The sequence below is a fragment of the Pseudooceanicola antarcticus genome (assembly GCF_900215355.1).
GTDB classification, from domain to species: domain Bacteria; phylum Pseudomonadota; class Alphaproteobacteria; order Rhodobacterales; family Rhodobacteraceae; genus Pseudooceanicola; species Pseudooceanicola antarcticus.
On sequence record NZ_OBEA01000012.1, the window covers coordinates 1 to 17,921 of the forward strand.

Genomic DNA, 17,921 nt, shown 5'->3' on the forward strand with positions numbered 1-17,921 from the left:
GAAGAGCGTGTTCAGCGCCAGGTTCCAAAGGCCCATGTCACCCTCGTGGAAGGCGATGCCCCAGGCCATGGCCTTTGCATAGGCCGAGTAGTCCTCGTAGCGGATATCGGCCAGCACTTTGCCGGTGTAGCGGTCGATGTGCAGCGTGCGGTCGGCTGCGGGGTTGGGCCCGTCGTTTGACATGCTGTCGTGGCTGATGCTCCAGACCCCGGTCTCATCGGCCGGGAAGTTGAGCTGGAAGCGACCGACAAAGCCCAGCTGGCGGGCGAAGCCAACGACACTGTCCAGATCGACCGGGCCCGTGATGGCGGCCTCTCCGGCGAGCGACCCGGAGGCGGGGAGCGGCGTCTGCTCGAGCGTCCAGGCGACATCCTGGGTGCCCGCATGGTTCATGTCGGCATGGGTCGCATCCGAGAGCGGTGCGCCCCACTTGTCAGCAGGAAAGGTGTTCCAGGCCTGCACCATCTTGGTGCCCCAGATCCCGGCCCAGCTGAGGCCCGAGAGCAGGAAGAGGACCAGCAGGATCGAGATCCAGAAGCCCAGGACCGCGTGGATCGACTTCCAGAGCGCGCGGCCCCGGCGCGACAGCGAGGGCACCAGGACCTGCCTCCAGCCCTGGCCGTTGCGCGGCCAATGCAGGTAGAGACCCGAGGCGATCAGCACCAGTCCGAGGCTTGCGGCGATCTCGATGATCCGATCCCCGAAGTCGCCCAGCAGAAGGGTGCCGTGGATGTCGTTGGCAAGGTCATAGAGACCCGCGCGCCAGGGAAAGCTTCGCGGGATCTCGCCCGTGTAGGGATCGACCGCGATGCCGGTGCGCCCGTCCGCGTGATCCACGGCGAAAACCGCCGCTCGGTCCGCTGCCAGAGGCTCCTGGTAGAGCGTGGCGGTGCCGCCGGGCAGGGCGTTCTCGGCGGCCTGCTGCAGGGTGCTTGCGGGCAGGGTGCCATTGCCTGGCGTCACCGCCAGCCGTTCGGCGCCGATCCCGGCGCCCCAGGAAATCCAAAGCATGATCAGGCCGGTAATGGCCAGCATGATCAGGAAGGGAATGACGTAGAGCCCGGCATAGAAGTGCCAGCGCCAGGCGATGAATTGGTACTTGTTCGCAGCCGTTGCGGCCGCCGGAGCCGCGGCTCCGTGGGTAGCGTCAGTCATGATGTCCTCGCAAGGGATCTGAGTATTCGTGAAGGGAAGGCTCAGATCCGTGCCGGAGGACCGGTTGCGGGAGGCAGGCCCGTGGCGCGGGCTGCGATCAGGATGACGGGGGTGATAGCCGGAGAGAGGGGCAGGGCACGCGCTTCAGGGCGTGGCAGGCGCAGGTCGGGGGCGAGGTTGGCCGCCATGTGGGCGAAGGACCAGCTGCACTTGCCGGCAGCGCCGGCCGGGCTGTCCTGATCCTCAAGCGGCTGACCGGTTTGAGGATCGACCAGCACTTCGCGGATCTCGTCGCCGGTACAGATCACCAGCCGAATACCCTCGGTGGTCTTGACCGGCATCACACCGCCCGAGACGAAGGACAACAGGAAGAAGGGCGCGCAAAGCACCCAGACCGTGATTGCCCCCCACTGTCCTGCAGATCGTCTCATGGACCCTAGCGCTAATGGCTGTCGATCCGGCCCGCAACGGTCATTCGCTCCAGGGTCGCTGGTACCTATTGCCGCGCGTTCAGGCGGCGCATTCTTCAGCACGGGGTAGACCGCAGTTCGGCTTTCGCTGAGGTATCTCTCAACCGCATCGCCAGGAGGTGTGGTCGGCGTGGTCGCGCGTACTAGGCCGCCGGGGGTGGCGAGCTCTCTTTCCTTCTCTTATGTCCACCGGCTTCGCCGCTTGCTCGCGATCAAATGTCCGGGGGGAAGGTGTGCCGCTTGCCATCTCGACGGATGACGAGCGCGGCGCAATATGCTATCGCGCCGGTCTTCCGGTGCCTTTCGGCGTTGCGGCCCATGTGGAGGGAACCATCTCTGCGTTCCATGCTCCACCAGCGGCGCATCGCATGCGACATGAGGCGCGGCGGGAAACAGTGATGAATGACTTGCCTGCGTTGAGGTCTCTCGAGTGGCTGATAAATTGAGTAATCGTGAGGTGTCCCTGGCCGCCCGCCTGTCCGTCGCCCCCATGATGGATTGGACGGATTGACGAATTTAACTAAATAAAATCAGTGTCTTGTGCTTGAATTTGGGCTTTTGGTGTACCGTTTGGTGTACTAGGAGGCCATTGCTCTGAGTTCTCGGCGTGCCTTTTCCGCAGCTGCATCGATGTACGAAGCGAGGTCCTGAAGGGGAATTCCTCTGCCTGATTTCTGGCTACTTGCCAGGCGCACGACCGGGAGAGGTATTTTTGCATCGGCGAGCCGAGCAAGAAAAACGCGCTGTGATAGGTCGGGGAAGAAATCTTGCCTGACGCGCTCAAGTGGTATGACCGGTAGGCCCTCGTAGCGGGCCGCAAGAAGCCAAGCTGTATTCATGCTGATGCCTTCTGATGACCGCACTTGAACTGCTGCCCGCAATTCGCCCCGACCAACGCGGCTGCGACGGGCGGGCAGACGGAGTTCCCGACGCAGCTGACCTGCGTCTTCTTGGCGAGGCTGGTCCAGGCCCAGTCAGCGCCGCGGCTCTCCCAGACGCCCTCGATGACGTAGTCCCTAGGGAAGCCCTGTGCGGTAAAGAGCTCGCGCGGGGTGAGCATGCGCATGCCGATGTCGGCGATGACATAGCGGGTGCCGGCGATGTCGAGGGTGACCAGGTCGCCGCCGTCCCAGGCGCCATGGGCGCGCAGGAAGGAGGCGACCTCGCGGGCGCGGGCCTCGTGAGCGGCCGTGAAGGGCGGCGCCTGGAGGGCAGCCTGCATGTGGGCCATGCGGTCCTTCACGGTGATCGTGTGGCATGGCGCGTCGGTGCGGGCACCGTCGCCGGTGCCGTAGTACTTGGCGAAGAAGGCCGCGACAGGTGTCTGATGGCTGCCGCTGGCGGCGACGGTTGAGAGCGGGTCGCGCGCGTCGTGCCCGGTGTGGGTGCCCATGCGTGGGCCGCCGTTGTGCTGGGCCAGGAAGGCCGCGACGGTGGCGTGCTTGGCGCCCCCGGCGACGATCGTCCCGAGGGGCTTGCCGAGATCCAGCGCGCGGGGCGCCTGGCCGGGGCGCTCTCCGTAGCCGGTCTGGATCAGGGTCGGCAACAGTACGGCGTTCTGATCCTTCGGGCTGGCGCAGACCGTGTGCAGCGGCATGGTCGGCGCACGGTTGCGGCCGCCCTGCTGGGCATAGGTCAGCACCGGGGCGACGACCGGACAATCATGTGGGAAAAAAGCGAATGGCCCAATCGGGAAAAGGACCCTGCATGCTTCTGGCGTTTCGATGCCGTCCCGCTTTGTGTGTGTGTCATCGCCAGGGGTGTGGGGCCCATGGAGAGTGAGGCGGAGCGGATCGTGTTTCGCGAGAGGTGGCTTACAGGGGCCGAGGCCATTCGCTGACGTAGCGTAACACACGTCTCGGTTGAAGCTAAGTGACTGATTTGTGTCGGATGTGTTCAAATGAAGCACGAAGGGGCTCTCGGCCTCGAGCACGTAGCGGGCGACGCCGCGGGCGATGCGGGCAAGGGTGTTGTCGGCCAGCGGGCGGACAGCGCGCAGGCCGTGGGTCTCGCGGATCTGCGCCTCGCTGTCGAAGATCGAGGGGCAGGGGGTTGACCAGTCGATGCATTCGGCCGCCGTGCGCCAGGGCGCCAGCTCCCCGGCGATGACGCGCGGATCCTCGGGCGCCCCGTGGGTCGGCTCGGGCCAGACAATGGGCTGGCCGTCAAAGCGGATGATGACGAAGAGGCGCTTGCGGATCGTCGGGGCGCCGTAGTCGCAGGCGCGCAGCTCGCGGGTCTCCATGCGGCCCCCAAGCTTGCGGATCGCCTTGCACCATTTATCAAACGTCTCGCCGCGTCGGTTGGGGCAGGGCATGGGCCCGCGCGGGGTCTCGATGACGGGGCCCCAGGTCTTCCACTCCTCGACGTTCTCCATGATCACCACATCGACCTGGCCGCCGCTCTGCTGGATGCGCTCGATCCAGCCGGGGATCACCCAGGCGAGGTCGCGGATGTTGCGGGCCACCGGGGCGCCGCCCTTGGCCTTGGAGAAGTGGCGGCAGTCCGGGCTGAACCACATCAGCCCGATGTGGCGCCCGGCGAGGTGGTCGAGGGGATCGACACGGTAGACGTTCTCGCTGAGATGCAGGGTCTCCGGGTGGTTGGCCGCGTGCAGGGCCAGCGCCTTCGGGTTGTGGTTGATGGCTATGTCGGGGCCACGGCCCAGGGCCATCTCGATGCCGGTCGAGGCGCCACCGCCGCCGGCAAAGCTGTCGACGATCAGCGGCGGGCCGAGGGGTGCCGGGCGGGGGCTGACTGCGAGGTCGAGAAGATGTGCGCCGTCCATCAAAGGGCCTCCGGAGAACAGACAAGGGCGTGATAGGCGGGCAGCAGGGCGAGGGTGGCGAGCCCGGTGCAGACCACGATGGTCGCCAGCGTGGCGCTGTCCTGGGCCTGGCCGAACAGCCAGCCCGCGCCCGGCGCTGCGCCGAGAAAGTAGGGGCCGCAGGGGGCGATCCGGCGCAGCAGGCGGGGCATGGGGTGCTGAGCGGGGGTGTCGCAGACCGTCCGCGCCGCGTCATAGGCCGCCAGGGTCATGGCCAGGACGAGCGCCAGCTGGACCAGGTTGCCACCCTGCGCCAGCGCGGCGGCCGAAAGGGCGGCGACGGTCGGACAGGCGAGGACGGGGGCACAGAGAAGCCAGCGCATCAGCTCATCCCCAGGGCGTCTTTGTAGAGGTCGAGCACGGCCTGTTCTTCGGCCAGGTCCTCGGGGTCGCGCTTGCGCAGGGCGATGAGCCGGCGCAGGACTTTCACGTCGTAGCCCCGGCCCTTGGCCTCGGCCATGACCTCCTTTTGCTGCTCCGCGATGTCGGCCTTCTCGGCCTCCAGCCGCTCGTAACGCTCGACGAAGCTGCGCAGCTCGCCCGCGGTGACGCGATAGGCCTTGTCGCGGACCTCGCGGTCCGCCTCGGTCTCCTTCAGGCGCGGCGCCTGGTCGTTAGTGCTCATGGCCATGTCCTTCATCCCCCGGCCTCAGTCGCGCATCGGCATGAGAACCCAGAGCGCATCCGGGTCCTCTGTGGCGATGCGGGCGGGATCTCCGCGCCCGGCGCAGGTGAGGGTGAAGGCCGGGGCGATCCGAGAGAGCTCGGAGAGCAGCCGCAGGCTGATCGTGACGGTCAGGCCCTCTTCGGTGACATGGCCCTGCAGCTGCGCGGAGATCTCGTCGCCCTCGCCGGTGGCAAGCGACATGCGCCCGGCGCCGGGGGCGAGGCGCAGGGGGAGCGAGTGCCCGGAGGTGGTGGCGCTGGCGATGGTGCGCAGCCGGGTCAGCGCTGCGGTGGAGAGATGCGCGATGAGGGCGTCCGAGGGCGCGGGGACAACGCGGGTGTAGTCCGGATAGGTGCCGTCGATGCCGCGGGTGATCAGCTGCAGCCCTGCGGAGCGCAGCACCAGGTGGCGGTCACTGGCATGGATCTGCAACGCGGCGTTGCCGCTCTTGCGGGCGAGGGCCAGCAGCAGGTCCACGGCGCGCACGGGCAGGATGATCCCGGAAGGGTCATCACTGAGCTCGGAGTGGAAGCAGGCCGGCACCTCGCAGTCGATCACCGCCATGCGGTGGCCATCGGTCGAGACAGCGCGCAGGGTGCCGGTGTCGGGCTTGGCGCACAGGTAGGTGCCGTTGAGATAGTAGCGCGTCTCCTCGCGGCTGATGCAGGAACGGCCCAGGTCGAGCAAGCGTAGCGCCTGCGCACCGGACAGGGTGAACTGGGGCTCCGCAGCCAGCCAGTCGCGATCAAGATCTTCGAAGGGCCGGGGGAAGTCCTCGGGCGGGATGGTGAGCTTGAGCGTCACCTCGATCTCGCCATCGGAGAGCCGCAGGCGGTTGTCGGCCTCGCCCGCGAGATACGTCAGCACTACGGGCCCCCGCGCGGCGCGCAGGAAGCCTGCCAGGGCCCGGTGCGAGACCACGAGATCTGCGGCGCCGGTGGTCTGGGCCTCCAGCTCCAGCGTCAGGGCCATGTCGGTGTCGGTGGCGTCCAGGGTGATCTTGCCCTCGGCAAGCCGGATGCGGACGCAGGCCTGCACCGGCACGAGGTTCCAGCGCAGGACCACGCGGCCCAGGTGGGCGGCGGCCTGGCGCAGCTCTGAAAGCGCGACGGTGGCGCTCGGCCCCGTGGTGGCGAGGGGCGCCGGGGCGGCGGCCTTGGGAAGCTGGTGCAACATGTCAGGTCCTTTCCGGGGGATGGGGTCAGGAAGCGGCGGGGAGGTCGTCCGAGAGCCGCTCGCTCGCTTTGCGGATCCAGGCGTCGATCACCTCGTCCTCGGTGGCGCCGACAACGGGGATGCGGTGAAGGTGCAGGGCGGCATTGCCGGCGACAGGGCCGTGGAAGATCCCGCCGCTCTCGATGGCCGCGGTGAAGATCACCTCGCGACGGGCATCGCCCGAGAGCCCCTCAAGGCGGGTGAGCAGCTCGCGGATGGTCTCGTGATCGATGAGCAGGGCGGTCATGGGCGCGCTCCCAGGAAGACCTCGGGCGCGACATGCTGCCGGGCGGTGTCGGAGGTCAGGTAAAGGGCGAAGGCACAGGTCGCGGCGGCGGCGGCGATCCAGAACAGACCGGCGAAGAGGACTTCGCCGAGGGGGCGCCGGGCGCGCTGCGTTGCCTGATGGCGCTCTGACAGATGGTCGATCATGCCTCGGGCTCCTGTGGTTTGGTCTTGGGGCGGGCCTGGTCCTCGGCCACGGCGGCTTCGCCGGGCGTGGAGGCACGGCTGGCACCAGTATCGCTGTCGTAGGTGGCCCAGCCGGTCGGGGTGAGGGCGCGATAGAAGCGCATGGTCTCGGGCTCGATCAGGGCGCGGCGGCGGGTCATGCCGTGGCCCCGGCCAGCAGCACGAGAGCCGCTGTCGTCAGCGACCAGGAGGCCAGGGCGAGGGCGAAGAGAGGCAGGCTCATGCGGCACGCTCCCCGGCCGTGTTGGCGGCCAGAAGCCTGAGCCCGTCCAGGGGCGCCAGGTCAGGCGCGAGGGCCTGGTCTAGAGCAGCAGCGTCCGCCGGGATCGCGCAGAGCGCAGCCAGGGCGCTGCGGAGGCGTTCGGCCTCGCGCAGCATGGTGTCATGGGCGCAGAGCAGGGAGAGGGCGCGTTCGCGGAGGGAGACGCTTGCGAGCGGCGTCCCGGCGAAGGCATCGGAGGGCAGTGCCGAGAGGATCTCCTCAACGCCCTTGAGCGGGGTGAAGCCCTCGGGCGCGCTCATGCGGCGCCCTCGGGCTGCGAGCGGCGGGCGATCAACGCGCGGACCTTGCCGCGGCAGCGCTCGGTGATGTCGTGGATCTCGGCCATCTGGGCGGAGGCCGTGGCCGGTCCGGTCAGGTGTTGCGGCGCCAGACGCGCCAGCCGGTCAGAGGTGATCGGCGTGCCGCGCTCGGCCTTCAACGCGGCCCAGTCGGACCGCAGGCGGGCGCTTTCGGAAGGGGTCAGCATCAGGGCCTCCATCGGTTGTGATGGAGGTGAGGCTATGCCATGAAAGATGGCAAAGCAAGTTTGTTATGCCATAAAATATGTCATGCACCGTTGGCGGTCTCGCGAAACTGCTCCAGATACTAGTGTCTCCGGCTGGGCGCGCGGATATTTCGCGGTGATGACGTGCCTGCCTGATCGCGATTTTCTGCTGCTCATGAGTCTCAAGAAGCGTTACGGGGACCTGAATACAGCGCTGGTCGCAGAATATTTGCGTGCATATGGCGACGCTTCGATCAGCGCAATTTCGCAAGATGTTGGGCTCGCTCGGGCTACTGTGCGGCGAGCACTACAAAAGGTGGCAGATTCTGCCAGTTCCAGCACTCTTGACGCGGATTAGAGTCGGCACTTAACTGCCGATAAAGGCTTGCCTAATTCATTGCGGGCGGGTTGTGGGGGGAGGGGCAGATGGATAGGGCAGATATCTTGATAGAGGGCGCGCGAAGGACCGGCCTGACTATCGATTTTCTGGATCAGCTGACGCTTGGCTTGTCGAGCCAGGCATTGCGGAGGGTCATCGGCAACGTGTCGGCGATGCCTTCATATATGAAGTCGAGCGACAATCCGTATGTCTTCCGCAGGGCTCGAGCTCCGTCGATTGATATCCGCTGATGACCGGTTTCCCAGTTCGAAAGCTGTGATCTCTTGATCCCGGCGCGCTTGGCGTAGTCCGTCTGGTTCATGCCTGTGGTGGCACGATGCCAGCGAATTCGCTCGGCAATATCGAGAAAGGGCGCGCGGTTTTCCATCTTTGGCAGACTACTCTGCCATGAATTTTGGCGCATCCGGCAAACGTATGGCTTGCGCGATGCCATATAATTTGGCATTTCAGATTCATGAGATGCAATTCGGTCAAGCAAATCACTGAACTCCTAGGTGACGACGCGATCGCGATGGCGGTCGGCGTCAAGCCGCGATCTGTGCGCGCTGCACGCGAACATGGGGTTTTCCCGGCCCGCTGGTACCCGATCATCAGGGACCTTTGTCGCGAAGCGGGGATCGATTGCCCGGACGTTGTATTTTCGTTTGTCGTGCAAGGAGCGGCCTGATGCGAGGTGTGTGTTTGAATTCGGACAGTGCCATGCTCTCCGGCGAAGCTCCCGCGAAAACCCCCGGAGAGTTTCCCCATGCGTAAGGCGCGGCCTGCCTCGATCCAGTCGGCGGTGCAGACGGCCATGCGCGCGGCGGGTGGTCTTGAGGCCGTGGCCAATGATCTTGGTGTCGGCGTCTCGACGCTGTCGCATGGCACCGAAGTGTCGGAGCAACGCCCAGGTGGCCTCGGGGTGAACTACCTCGACCGGCTCAGCCGGATCGTGCCCGAGGCTGCCGTGCCGATCGCCGCCCATTTCGCGGCGCTCGGCGGCGGCACCTTCCATCCGCTCGGGCTGGAGGGCTCGACCGCTGCCGACATCCACCGGATCACGCGCGAGTTCTCGGATGTGCTGCAGCGCCATGCCGAAGCGCATTCGGCATCGTCGGCGTCGCCTGATGACTACACCGTCAAGGAAGCTCAGGAGCAGCTCGTCGAGCTGGACGAGATGGTCTCGGCCGCCATGCAGTTCCGCGCCACGCTGCTGCGCAAGGCGGAGGGTCAGCGATGACCCGGCTTTGCCAATTCCCCTCCCGCCGACGGGCGGGCCTTCGACGCGGGGAGGGCGCTCATGTGGGCGGCGCTCTCTCTCCGTCGAGCCTGAAACACTCACGGACCCCGGCACAGGCGCCGGACCGTGCCGAGCGCCGGCCATCGAGCAGGGCAGGGCGCTCCACCGCGCGGGGAGCCATCCTCCTCCTCCCGGCTCCCCGCGCCTTGAGACACCCCGGGCCGATCAAGGCCGCACCGCGGGACCGCGCGGTGGCGCGGGGGCTGGCGGTCCCATGCTGTCTGTCCCCGACTTGGGGCGCGTCCCTGGCGGCGCGCCCCGTTTTTTCCCTGGAGGCCGCTACATGGACATTCTGACCGAGCTTGAGCGCCGCCTGATCGACGACGCCCTGGAGCGCATCCCCGAGGAACAACGCCGGGTGCCGCCCGGGGTCAGCGGGCTTGACCGGGACTATATCTGGGATCCGACAACACAGACCCTCATTACCCGCAACGAGGCCTTCCGGGGCGGGCTGCGGTCGATGAAGCGCGGCCCTGTGCGGAGCCCGGCGGACCGGCAGAAGGACCGCGAGATCGCGCAGGACATCCGCGACGGCTTGAGCATCAGCGAGATCACGATGCTGCGCCACACCGCGCGTGAGCGCATCCTGCGGGTCGCCCGCGAGGACGGGCTGGAGATCGCGCCGCCGAAGCCGGTGGCGCCGCCCCGGCGGGGCAAGACCGCCTCGGGCAATGACGATGCGATCACCCGCAAGATCCTGGCACTGGTCGATGGTGAGCGGAGCCTGACCGAGATCGCCCGGCTGGCCGGTTGCCACAAGGACGCGGTGCGGCTGCGTCGGGACCGGCTGGGGCTGGATATCCCGGCCGCCAACGCCAAGCGGCGAAGCGCAGCATGAGCGGGCGCCCCTGAGATCACCATAAGGCCCGGCCAACGGGCGCACGACCTGGAGGACAGGAGATGACTGGACAGAAAGAGGCTCGGAACCGCGGTTCCGGGCACGGAGACGTTTTGCCTGCGGACAGGAGGCGGCGATGAGCATTCCGGCGATGAACTGGGCCTTCGCGCAGCGGGGGCTGAAGCCTGCGACCAAGCTGGTGCTTGTCTGCCTGGCCGACTGCCACAACGCCCATTCCCGGCGCTGCGACCCCTCGCAGGAGACGCTGGCCGAGGAGTGCTGCATGAGCCGCTCGACGGTGAACGTGCACCTGAAGCTGCTGGAGGAGCGCGGGCTGATCCGGCGCGTTCAGCGCTCGGACAAGCGCACCCGCAAGCAGCTCTCCAGCCTCTACGTCCTGGGCTGCGACATGGACGAGGTGCCAGGCGGGAGCGGCGAAAAGCCCGTGTCCGAAATCCGGACACGGGATCAGGAGGGCGCCGAGAGAGCCGTGTCCGGAAACCGGACACGGGATGCGCGTGCGGGCAGGGGAGCCGTGTCCGAAATCCGGACACGGGAAACAAGGGAAAGCCGTGTCCGGAATCCGGACACGGGAACGGGGCGAGCCGTGTCCGGAAAGCAGCCGATCCCGTGTCCGGAAAATGGCCAATCCCGTGTCCGGACGGTCGGACACGAACCTGAAAAGAACCTGAAAGGAACCTTGCGCGCGGAGGCGGGTGCGCCCGGGCGCGCGAGGCCGGCGCGGTTCTTCACCGACGACGAACGGGCTGACGCCCGAGAGGTGGCGGCTCATCTGCGCAGGGGCGGATCGGTCAATGCCGAGGGGATCCCGGCACGGGTGCGGGATTGCCTCGTCGCCGAGGAAGTCCTGGGGCGGGACGAATTGCAGGCAATCGGACTGGGCTGAGAAAGGGCAAGAGGATGCGGATCGAGCAGGATCAGGATCACGAGACGAAACGGGACCGGGTGCGCAGGCTGCTGCTGCACCCGCTGGAGGGGATCGGCTTCCGCTTCCCGAAGGCGGTGGAGGCCGACGAGGGCCGCAAGCGCCTCGACCGGCTGGCGGATGAGCTGGGCTACATGAGCGAGACGAACCTGCGGCGGCTGTTCGAGGCGATGCGCTCGAAGGGCGAGGGCCGGGCGCGGGACTTCTGGCCCAGCCATGCGGCCTTCGTGGCCCTGGCGCAGTTCGCGCAACCTCGCCCGCTGGAGGAAATGCCAGGGCTCGCCAGCTGGTTCGGCAGCGCCGCCGGCCGCGCCGCCTTGGCCGAGGGGCGCCTGGTCGAGGAATACCGCTGGTGGCTCTCCAAGCACCGCCCGCCGCTGAACCCGCATGAGCGCCGCATCGTGGCCGACCGGGCAGGGGCCGCCCAGTCGAAGGTCGCCCGGCTGCGCGAGCGCCTCGACCTGCGCCTGCCGGTCGATGCAGCGGACCGGGAATGGCTGCACGCCTACGAGACCCACGAGGCCGCCGCGCGCGAGCTGGTGCGGCGAGGGCAGGCACAGGGAGAGGTGGCATGACCATGGCGATCCGGCAACGCCCCCGCGGTCTGAGCAGCGCTTCCCCGCGCGAGGTCTCGATCCTGCAGCTGCTCGACTGGGCTTTCCGATGCGAGAAGATCCGCATCGACTTCGACCAGGGCGCCAGCGAGCGCCCGCAAGGCGCCCTCAAGGGCTACGGGATGGAGCACATCCTGATGCGGCAGGCCGAGCTCGGCTGCCGCGTGCAGGGCGGTGGTACCTCGGAGCCGCACCCCGATGCGGACGCTGTGGCCGATGCCCTGGCACAGCTGCCCGAGAGCGTCGGCGGCCGCCGCATGGCGCTTGTCATCGCCGAGCTCTCCCGCGCGGGCGAGACCCTCGGCTGGGGCTCAGACCTCGCCCCGCAGGTGCGGCCCGTGGACTGGAAGCAGACCCGGCACGGCATGTTCGCGGTCACCGAGACCTGCGGCAAGGCGCGCTATGTCAGCCGCGGCAAGGTGCGTGAGGTGGATCTGCGTTGCTGCCCGATCACCATCGACAACCTTCCGCGCGACCAGGCACGGGCCCGGCGGGACTATCTGCTGTGGTGGGATGCGCTGATGACCCTGCGCGATACCTTCCGCGTCTATGGCGGGCTGACCGCGCACCAGGTGACCGAGGCCCTGCCACCGATGAAGCCATGGCAGGGCAGGGCGGCGCGGGTGGCCTGAGGGGCTGCAGGGTGCTGCAAAGAGAGGGCCGGGGCATAAGCTCCGGCCCTTGGCGTGTCCTGTAGTCTACCTGAGCAAATCAGATCGCGAGATCTTCGAGGCCCTTCCCGGCGTCGAGTGCATCGGTGACCCACTGCGGACGGCGACCGCGACCGCTCCAGGTCTGGGTCGGGTCTTCGGGGTTGCGGTACTTCGCCGGCAGCTTCTGTTTCTTGCTGCTACCGGGCGCAACCAGGTCGTTCAGCGAGAAGCCAAGTTCCCCAGCCTTGGCCTCAAGGGCAGCGCGGGCTTCAGCCTTGCGACGATCATCAAAGTCTTTGATCGCCTTGGCGATGTCTTTCTGGAGCTGCTTCAGCTCGTCCAGCGAAAAGGCGTTGAGATCCAGGTCGGGGAGTTGGGACATGCGTGGGCCTCTGTGTTTGGTTGCTGCGCAGCCTAGGGTTGCAGAGCGGAAACGCAAGCGTCGAGATAGCAGACGTTGCTGGTAGGCTGGTTGCGCGATCGCTATGTGCAGGAAGCAGCCAATGGTGCGCAAGCTCCGTTGGCTCGGAGAGCTTATCGCCACTTTCTGGGCGCGCCATTCAAATTTCAGATCTACCGCTCCAACAGCGGTGCAGCGTTCTTCGGCTTGATGGGCGGAAATTTTATCATTTTGAATCAGAGGCTTGGTTTTTGCGCATGTCGCAAGCGCATAGGGTTCTGACAGGAGTGGCTGCGTTGTCTTGCCTAAATCAGCGGGCATGATCTAGTATGTCGACCGGAGGTCGACATACCATACCTAGTTCACTTCAGTGATTCTACATCTGGAACAGTTTGCCCCCTCATGACGGCGTTGAGGGAAGCTTTTCACGTATCTATATGTGGCGTGTCGAGCTGAAGTCGACATACCATATATAGACAAATGCCTGGGCCAATATCTAGTGTGTTGAGCCTTGGTCGACACATTGGATGTAGCGATGAACGATGGCCAACTAAGTCTCCCATTCGATGAGCCATTCTCGGTGAGTGATGAACCGGGCCTGTGGACGCCCCGGGATATTTGGGTACGCTTCACTCAACGCATGATCCCCTATTTCGCTGAAGATCGTCGTATTGATTATAAATCTTCAAAAAGAATTCAATTTGATGATCTTGCAGCATATTTGAGTTGTTTCTCCAATACACCTGATGGTGGGGTCCTGTGCTACGGCGTTGCGGATGATGGTACAGTACTCGGCTGCAAGTCTCTGGATCAACGCATTCTCAATGGTATTGAGACCTGCCACCTACAGAAATGTCCACTATCGAAGCCCGAGTTCAAACGAGTTCCCGTGGTTATAGGGGGGGAAGAAGATTTTCTAATTATTGTGTACATCCCGTACATTGGAAAACTTGCCGAGACAAATAAATCTGAGGCTTGGATTAGGTATGGTGACACTAAGCACAAAATGTCGGAGGAAGAGAAGAGAGATTTCAGAGCTACAAGGAATGAAGTGTCTTTTGAATTGGAGCGGGCTGCCTACAGATATCCTCAAGACTTCCATCTTTCCATAATTCAGGACTTCTGTGACGAGTTCAGATCCCGCGAGCAGAGATCCAATTGGACAAACGAGGAAACTCTAATTGATCGTCACCTTGTCGAAAAGGTCGGTGAACAATACTTTCCGCTGAACACGTTGGTTCTCCTCGCCGGCAAAGACCCAGGGCGAGCGATCCCGGGCTGTCGTGTGCGAGTGCAGAGATTCGAAGGAGAGAATGAAGGATCCGGAGAAAGCTATCGACCTATCAGAGATCGATTCTTTGAGGGGTCTGTTGTTGAAATTATCCAGAAAGCCTCGGCTTTCATAGGTGATGCGCTACACAACGTTACTTGGCTGAATGCTGACGGGAAGTTCGTTACAACACCTGAATATCCGAGATGGGCGTGGTTCGAGGCGCTTGTTAATGCATGTGTCCATCGCTCTTATTCTTTTTCAGGGACTGACACTACCATTAAAATATTCAGCAACAGGATGGAAATTGAGAGTCCTGGCGGATTTGTCCCTCCAGTGAATGAGAATACGATATATGATCTGCGAGCATCCCGAAATCATCATTTTATGGATGCGATGCGCTATCTTGGATATGTGCAAATGGCTCGTGAAGGTACAAGGCGCATACGTGATAGCATGGCGGAATACAATCTTCCGGAGCCTCAATTTAAACAGGAGGCTCTACATGGCGTAGTGGTTAGAGTCACACTGCAAAACGACCATGAAAAAAGAAACAGATCAAGCGACCGTGATGTAGCAATGCACTTCGGGGTTGAGCAGTGGAAGCTCATGCAAGAGCATGAAATAAAGATCGCTGCTTATACCTACCGGAATGAAAAAATCCAAGTTTCTGAAGCGCAAAGGTTGACGGGTCGTACCTGGGCAACATCAAAAAAGGATCTGGAACGCCTTTGCAGGAAGGGAATCTTAACTTTCGTCCCGGGAGACTATGCTAGGGATCCGAAAGCTCATTACAAACTGGCGCGAGCTTCCAGTTAGTATGAACTATTCTACGGTTGGCGGCGCTTTCCGGCCGCAGGCCATTGTTGAAGATTCAGCACTTCGGCTCCACCGTGGCACGGAAGATCTGTTTCTCCGACATGTTCGTAGGTAACCTCTCGGGTCCGACGTCGTCGCGAGCGGCCGCTGAGAGCTCTGTCCGGCCTTTCGCTGCAACCCGGTGCGGGGGGCCGCTTAGCGCATAGTAGCTGCCGCTGGCGGCGGGCTCCTGAGCGTCAGCTATGCTCAGGGCGCGGACCTGGCCGCAGGCACGCCTATGGCTTGCTCTCACGGCGCTTCCGGCCCTTAGCGGCCTTCCACTCACCACCCCGATGCTGCGCCGCTAGTTTCACTAGACCGGACATTCATCCACGGCATTGCATCTTCGGAGTAAGAAGGTCGGCAGATCGGACGAAGTGGGCTGTCGCTGTGACTAGCGTGCATGTACTTCTCCTTGGCTATCAGCAAGCGGAACAGCTCGGTTGGATGGGTGCGATGCGCCTTGCGATAGAGTAGAAAATTCCGAAGCGGGAGAGGAATAGAACCATGGGTGTGAAATACCTGACTGGCGAAGGACTGGCGAAGCGTATCCGTAAGGTTATGACGGGAGACAATCCTTGGATGTGTGTCGCTTTTCTCGGTCCAACTTGGGCGGAGGAACTGTTCGATGGCAGGGTAAAGCCCGAGAACCTGCGCGTTGTGTGCGACCTACGTATGGGTATGACAGTTCAGACGGCACTTCGGGCCGGTGGAGCGCCGGACAACGAACGCCTACGCCACCTCCCTGATCAGCAAATGCACGCGAAGATCTACGCGTCGGACGGGGGCGCGGTTGTCTGCTCGGCCAACGCCTCTCGCGCAGCTCTATCCTCGGCTGACAGGATCGAGGATGGCGTGTGGCTACCCCCCGGAGGTAAAGCGCATCGTGAAGCCGAAGCTACCTTCGAGACGCGCTACAGTAACGCCGTGCGTGTGGACGCTGATGCTCTCGAAAGAGCGCCCGAGCACTTGGGGGGCCTCGGCGCCTCTGCGGTCGGAACAAATGAGGCGGTTGATATCGGGAACTCGCCAACGCTTTTGCAACTTATTCGCCACGACCCTGAAGCATTTAAGGGTATCCGCTTTGTCTTTTCGAATGAGGACGTCACCGAGGCGGTCAAGGCAGGTGCCAAGGCGATTATGGACGAAGAGGTGCCGAATGATGAGGGCGCTGCAGAAGACGGGAGGGCTGGCACACTCAAGTACCATTGCTTCGCCAACTGGGAAAAGAAGGAGAGTGACTGGCCCAGGCTGTTCATCTCCGTCTACCGCAGGTCAAATGGCAAAATCCACCTTGGTATGTATCGTCATTTGCGGTTTATTTCGGAGGTCTCCAATGGGGAAGGTGAGACGCAGGAAGTGTTCGTTGCAGCCAAAGTTCGGTGGAACACCGGCGGAGCTGCGTTTGGAGACCTCCGAAAGCTCGCAACGATCCGGCAGTGCGAGACTGAGCTGAAGGTCTTGTTCCAGAACGAACGTACATTTGAGCGTGTCGCCGGGAAGGTGCTCGACGCCGGAGGTGCCCGCAACGCTTTGGAGCTGACATAGGGTGCTATTGGGCAAGTTTTGAAGACGGATTTGGAAAGGGAACTTTCCTCAAGTGCGCCCCCTGCGAGGGGGCGTGAGTACAGTTCCTCTGGCCTGTATTGAGAGTGCATGGTCTACTGACCGAAAGTGTCCGACAGGGAGCCGCACCGAGGGGAGAACCGCGTGGACGGGCAAGAGGATGAAGCCGAGTTTTACGAATGGCCCTGGGGTACTGGCGCGGCGGCGGATCGTGCTCTGGCCCTGCAATGCGACCTGGCACACCATTTGGCGGATCGGGTGCCAGTATTCCTCGATACGCGATTCTGGATCTGGGCACGCGAAGCAGCCTTCGATGATGTGGTGGACGAGAAGTTGATCTCATTTCTCGGAGCCTTGCGCCGCGCCGTGGAATCCGGGCGCGCTTTCTTCCCGGTGACTGCAGATCTCATCGAGGAATTCAGCAAGCAAACTACAGAGTGCTTTGAGCAGACCATGCATCTGGTGGACCATCTGAGCCTCGGCGTTGCGCTTGTTCCGGTCTCTGAGCGCAACGCCATCGAGATCGAAGCCCTGCTCGCCCAGTCTTGCCCGGCGCATCCACCGGTGCCGCGTCCCGTCTGGACTAAGGCCGTTTTCGCCTTTGGCTATGAAGACCTCCGCCCAAAAGGTGTCGAGATCAGCGACAGAGTGCTGATCGAACTGACTGAGCGTGCCTGGCAGGCAAAGCCCTCCGAAGTCGCCGCGACCTATCCAATCGGTGTTTTCGATGCAAAGGGCGAAAGTGAACGTCTTGCGGCTTTCCTGAAAGAACAGGAGCACCTGCATGAACATGAGATCGACACTTACGCGACTGCGATGCTCTACGAGGTGGCAGGGGCCACCAGCATGATCACCGGCATTGCGGCCAGGGAATTTCGCAGACTGGCTCAGGCGCACGGCAAGCTGCAGTTGGCAGAGCACATCGAGGCCAGCCAGAAGTTCGGACGCGAGATGGGGCGAATGATGTCACTTGCGCTTCAGCAGGATGAAAACCGCCGCAGATTTCCGAGCCTTTACATTCAGGCAGCACTGCACGCCGCGGTGCGGTCTCGCAAAGGTCAAGTGATCAAGCCCAACGATCTCTTCGACTTTCGACACGCGGCTGCGGCGCTGCCCTACTGCAAGGCATTTTTCACCGAGCGACCGCTGCGAAGCCTGATCACTAGCGGCCACATGCGGCTTGATACGCTGTATGGCTGTAGCGTGATGCACACCATCGAAGAGGCGACCGACTGGCTCGGTGAGCTGGTCATCGATGGAGCAGGGTAGGACCCGTTGGCCGATTTCGGCTAGGGCCTATGTTCGGGTAGTTCCGTTGTCCCGAAGCCAGATCGGAACACCGGCATCGCATCGGCAGCAACGAGGCACAGGTCTAGTGCCACCGGGCATCGTTGAAACGACCGCTTTCCCGTTTTCGCCGCAACTGCCATTGACGTGCTCCCCTGAAAAGTCCGCGGTTTGAAGTTAGCCTGTTCTCCAAACGAGGAGACAGACGATGCGGAAAAGCCGTTTCAGCGAAGAGCAG

General features: G+C 63.6%; 22 protein-coding genes. 8 read left to right on the plus strand and 14 right to left on the minus strand.

All coding sequences use genetic code 11. The features are described from left to right. From CRO50_RS19640 to CRO50_RS19700, 13 genes are all read right to left on the minus strand, one after another. A partial coding sequence (locus CRO50_RS19640; protein ID WP_097147550.1) for a PepSY-associated TM helix domain-containing protein occupies positions 1-1,155 on the minus strand: 1,155 nt, incomplete at its 3' end. A 41-nt stretch (positions 1,156-1,196) separates the two neighbouring features. Next, positions 1,197-1,586 carry a hypothetical protein gene (locus CRO50_RS19645; RefSeq protein ID WP_143516978.1) on the minus strand — a complete coding sequence of 130 codons (390 nt, stop codon included), beginning with the start codon at positions 1,584-1,586 and terminating at the stop codon, positions 1,197-1,199. Between the two features lie 617 nt (positions 1,587-2,203). Further along, entirely contained in the window at positions 2,204-2,464 is a 261-nt protein-coding gene (locus CRO50_RS19650; RefSeq protein ID WP_097147552.1) for a pyocin activator PrtN family protein, read from the minus strand. Next, positions 2,461-4,413, minus strand: a complete 1,953-nt coding sequence (locus CRO50_RS19655) for a DNA cytosine methyltransferase (protein ID WP_097147553.1) — start codon at positions 4,411-4,413, stop codon at positions 2,461-2,463. The genes CRO50_RS19650 and CRO50_RS19655 overlap by 4 nt, the downstream gene beginning before the upstream one ends. Next, the gene (locus CRO50_RS19660) at positions 4,413-4,775 is read right to left on the minus strand and encodes a hypothetical protein (RefSeq protein WP_097147554.1); all 363 of its coding nucleotides are present in this window, start codon (positions 4,773-4,775) and stop codon (positions 4,413-4,415) included. Before CRO50_RS19660 ends, CRO50_RS19655 begins: the two co-directional genes overlap by 1 nt. After that, positions 4,775-5,077, minus strand: a complete 303-nt coding sequence (locus CRO50_RS19665; protein ID WP_232617814.1) for a DUF2312 domain-containing protein — start codon at positions 5,075-5,077, stop codon at positions 4,775-4,777. Before CRO50_RS19665 ends, CRO50_RS19660 begins: the two co-directional genes overlap by 1 nt. A 24-nt stretch (positions 5,078-5,101) precedes the next feature. Beyond that, on the minus strand, positions 5,102-6,295 hold the full coding sequence (locus CRO50_RS19670) for a DNA polymerase III subunit beta (RefSeq protein WP_097147556.1): 1,194 nt from the start codon (positions 6,293-6,295) through the stop codon (positions 5,102-5,104). Positions 6,296-6,320: 25 nt separating this feature from the next. Then, on the minus strand, positions 6,321-6,581 hold the full coding sequence (locus CRO50_RS19675) for a hypothetical protein (RefSeq protein WP_097147557.1): 261 nt from the start codon (positions 6,579-6,581) through the stop codon (positions 6,321-6,323). Next, positions 6,578-6,766, minus strand: a complete 189-nt coding sequence (locus CRO50_RS19680; protein ID WP_097147558.1) for a hypothetical protein — start codon at positions 6,764-6,766, stop codon at positions 6,578-6,580. Before CRO50_RS19680 ends, CRO50_RS19675 begins: the two co-directional genes overlap by 4 nt. Continuing rightward, positions 6,763-6,945 carry a hypothetical protein gene (locus CRO50_RS19685; RefSeq protein WP_097147559.1) on the minus strand — a complete coding sequence of 61 codons (183 nt, stop codon included), beginning with the start codon at positions 6,943-6,945 and terminating at the stop codon, positions 6,763-6,765. The genes CRO50_RS19680 and CRO50_RS19685 overlap by 4 nt, the downstream gene beginning before the upstream one ends. Before the next feature lie 79 nt (positions 6,946-7,024). Further along, on the minus strand, positions 7,025-7,327 hold the full coding sequence (locus CRO50_RS19690) for a hypothetical protein (RefSeq protein ID WP_097147560.1): 303 nt from the start codon (positions 7,325-7,327) through the stop codon (positions 7,025-7,027). Continuing rightward, the gene (locus tag CRO50_RS19695; protein ID WP_143516979.1) at positions 7,324-7,554 is read right to left on the minus strand and encodes a hypothetical protein; all 231 of its coding nucleotides are present in this window, start codon (positions 7,552-7,554) and stop codon (positions 7,324-7,326) included. The genes CRO50_RS19690 and CRO50_RS19695 overlap by 4 nt, the downstream gene beginning before the upstream one ends. 509 nt (positions 7,555-8,063) lie before the next feature. Beyond that, a complete protein-coding gene (locus CRO50_RS19700; protein ID WP_157791767.1) occupies positions 8,064-8,339 on the minus strand; it encodes a helix-turn-helix domain-containing protein in 276 nt (91 codons plus the stop codon). A 378-nt stretch (positions 8,340-8,717) separates the two neighbouring features. Between CRO50_RS19700 and CRO50_RS19705 the strand changes: the two genes are divergently transcribed. From CRO50_RS19705 to CRO50_RS19725, 5 genes are all read left to right on the plus strand, one after another. Further along, positions 8,718-9,191, plus strand: coding sequence for a hypothetical protein (locus CRO50_RS19705; protein WP_097147563.1), 474 nt, complete (start codon positions 8,718-8,720; stop codon positions 9,189-9,191). A gap of 343 nt (positions 9,192-9,534) precedes the next feature. Then, positions 9,535-10,089, plus strand: a complete 555-nt coding sequence (locus CRO50_RS19710; RefSeq protein WP_097147564.1) for a hypothetical protein — start codon at positions 9,535-9,537, stop codon at positions 10,087-10,089. Positions 10,090-10,225: 136 nt separating this feature from the next. After that, positions 10,226-10,996 carry a helix-turn-helix domain-containing protein gene (locus tag CRO50_RS19715; RefSeq protein ID WP_097147565.1) on the plus strand — a complete coding sequence of 257 codons (771 nt, stop codon included), beginning with the start codon at positions 10,226-10,228 and terminating at the stop codon, positions 10,994-10,996. 14 nt (positions 10,997-11,010) lie between these two features. After that, a complete protein-coding gene (locus CRO50_RS19720) occupies positions 11,011-11,610 on the plus strand; it encodes a hypothetical protein (RefSeq protein WP_097147566.1) in 600 nt (199 codons plus the stop codon). Next, complete coding sequence (locus CRO50_RS19725; protein WP_097147567.1) at positions 11,607-12,281, plus strand: hypothetical protein; 675 nt, start codon at positions 11,607-11,609, stop codon at positions 12,279-12,281. Before CRO50_RS19720 ends, CRO50_RS19725 begins: the two co-directional genes overlap by 4 nt. Before the next feature lie 79 nt (positions 12,282-12,360). Here the strand turns inward: CRO50_RS19725 and CRO50_RS19730 are convergent, their stop codons facing one another. Continuing rightward, positions 12,361-12,684 (minus strand): H-NS histone family protein, encoded by a 324-nt coding sequence (locus tag CRO50_RS19730; protein WP_097147568.1) that lies wholly within the window; start codon positions 12,682-12,684, stop codon positions 12,361-12,363. Positions 12,685-13,237: 553 nt separating this feature from the next. Between CRO50_RS19730 and CRO50_RS19735 the strand changes: the two genes are divergently transcribed. The 3 genes from CRO50_RS19735 (at position 13,238) to CRO50_RS19745 (ending at position 17,665) form a co-directional block, all read left to right on the plus strand. Beyond that, positions 13,238-14,791, plus strand: coding sequence for an ATP-binding protein (locus tag CRO50_RS19735; RefSeq protein WP_143516980.1), 1,554 nt, complete (start codon positions 13,238-13,240; stop codon positions 14,789-14,791). 546 nt (positions 14,792-15,337) lie between these two features. Then, positions 15,338-16,378, plus strand: a complete 1,041-nt coding sequence (locus CRO50_RS19740; protein WP_097147570.1) for a phospholipase D family protein — start codon at positions 15,338-15,340, stop codon at positions 16,376-16,378. Between the two features lie 162 nt (positions 16,379-16,540). Then, on the plus strand, positions 16,541-17,665 hold the full coding sequence (locus tag CRO50_RS19745; RefSeq protein ID WP_097147571.1) for a hypothetical protein: 1,125 nt from the start codon (positions 16,541-16,543) through the stop codon (positions 17,663-17,665). The last annotated feature ends 256 nt before the right edge of the window (positions 17,666-17,921 follow it).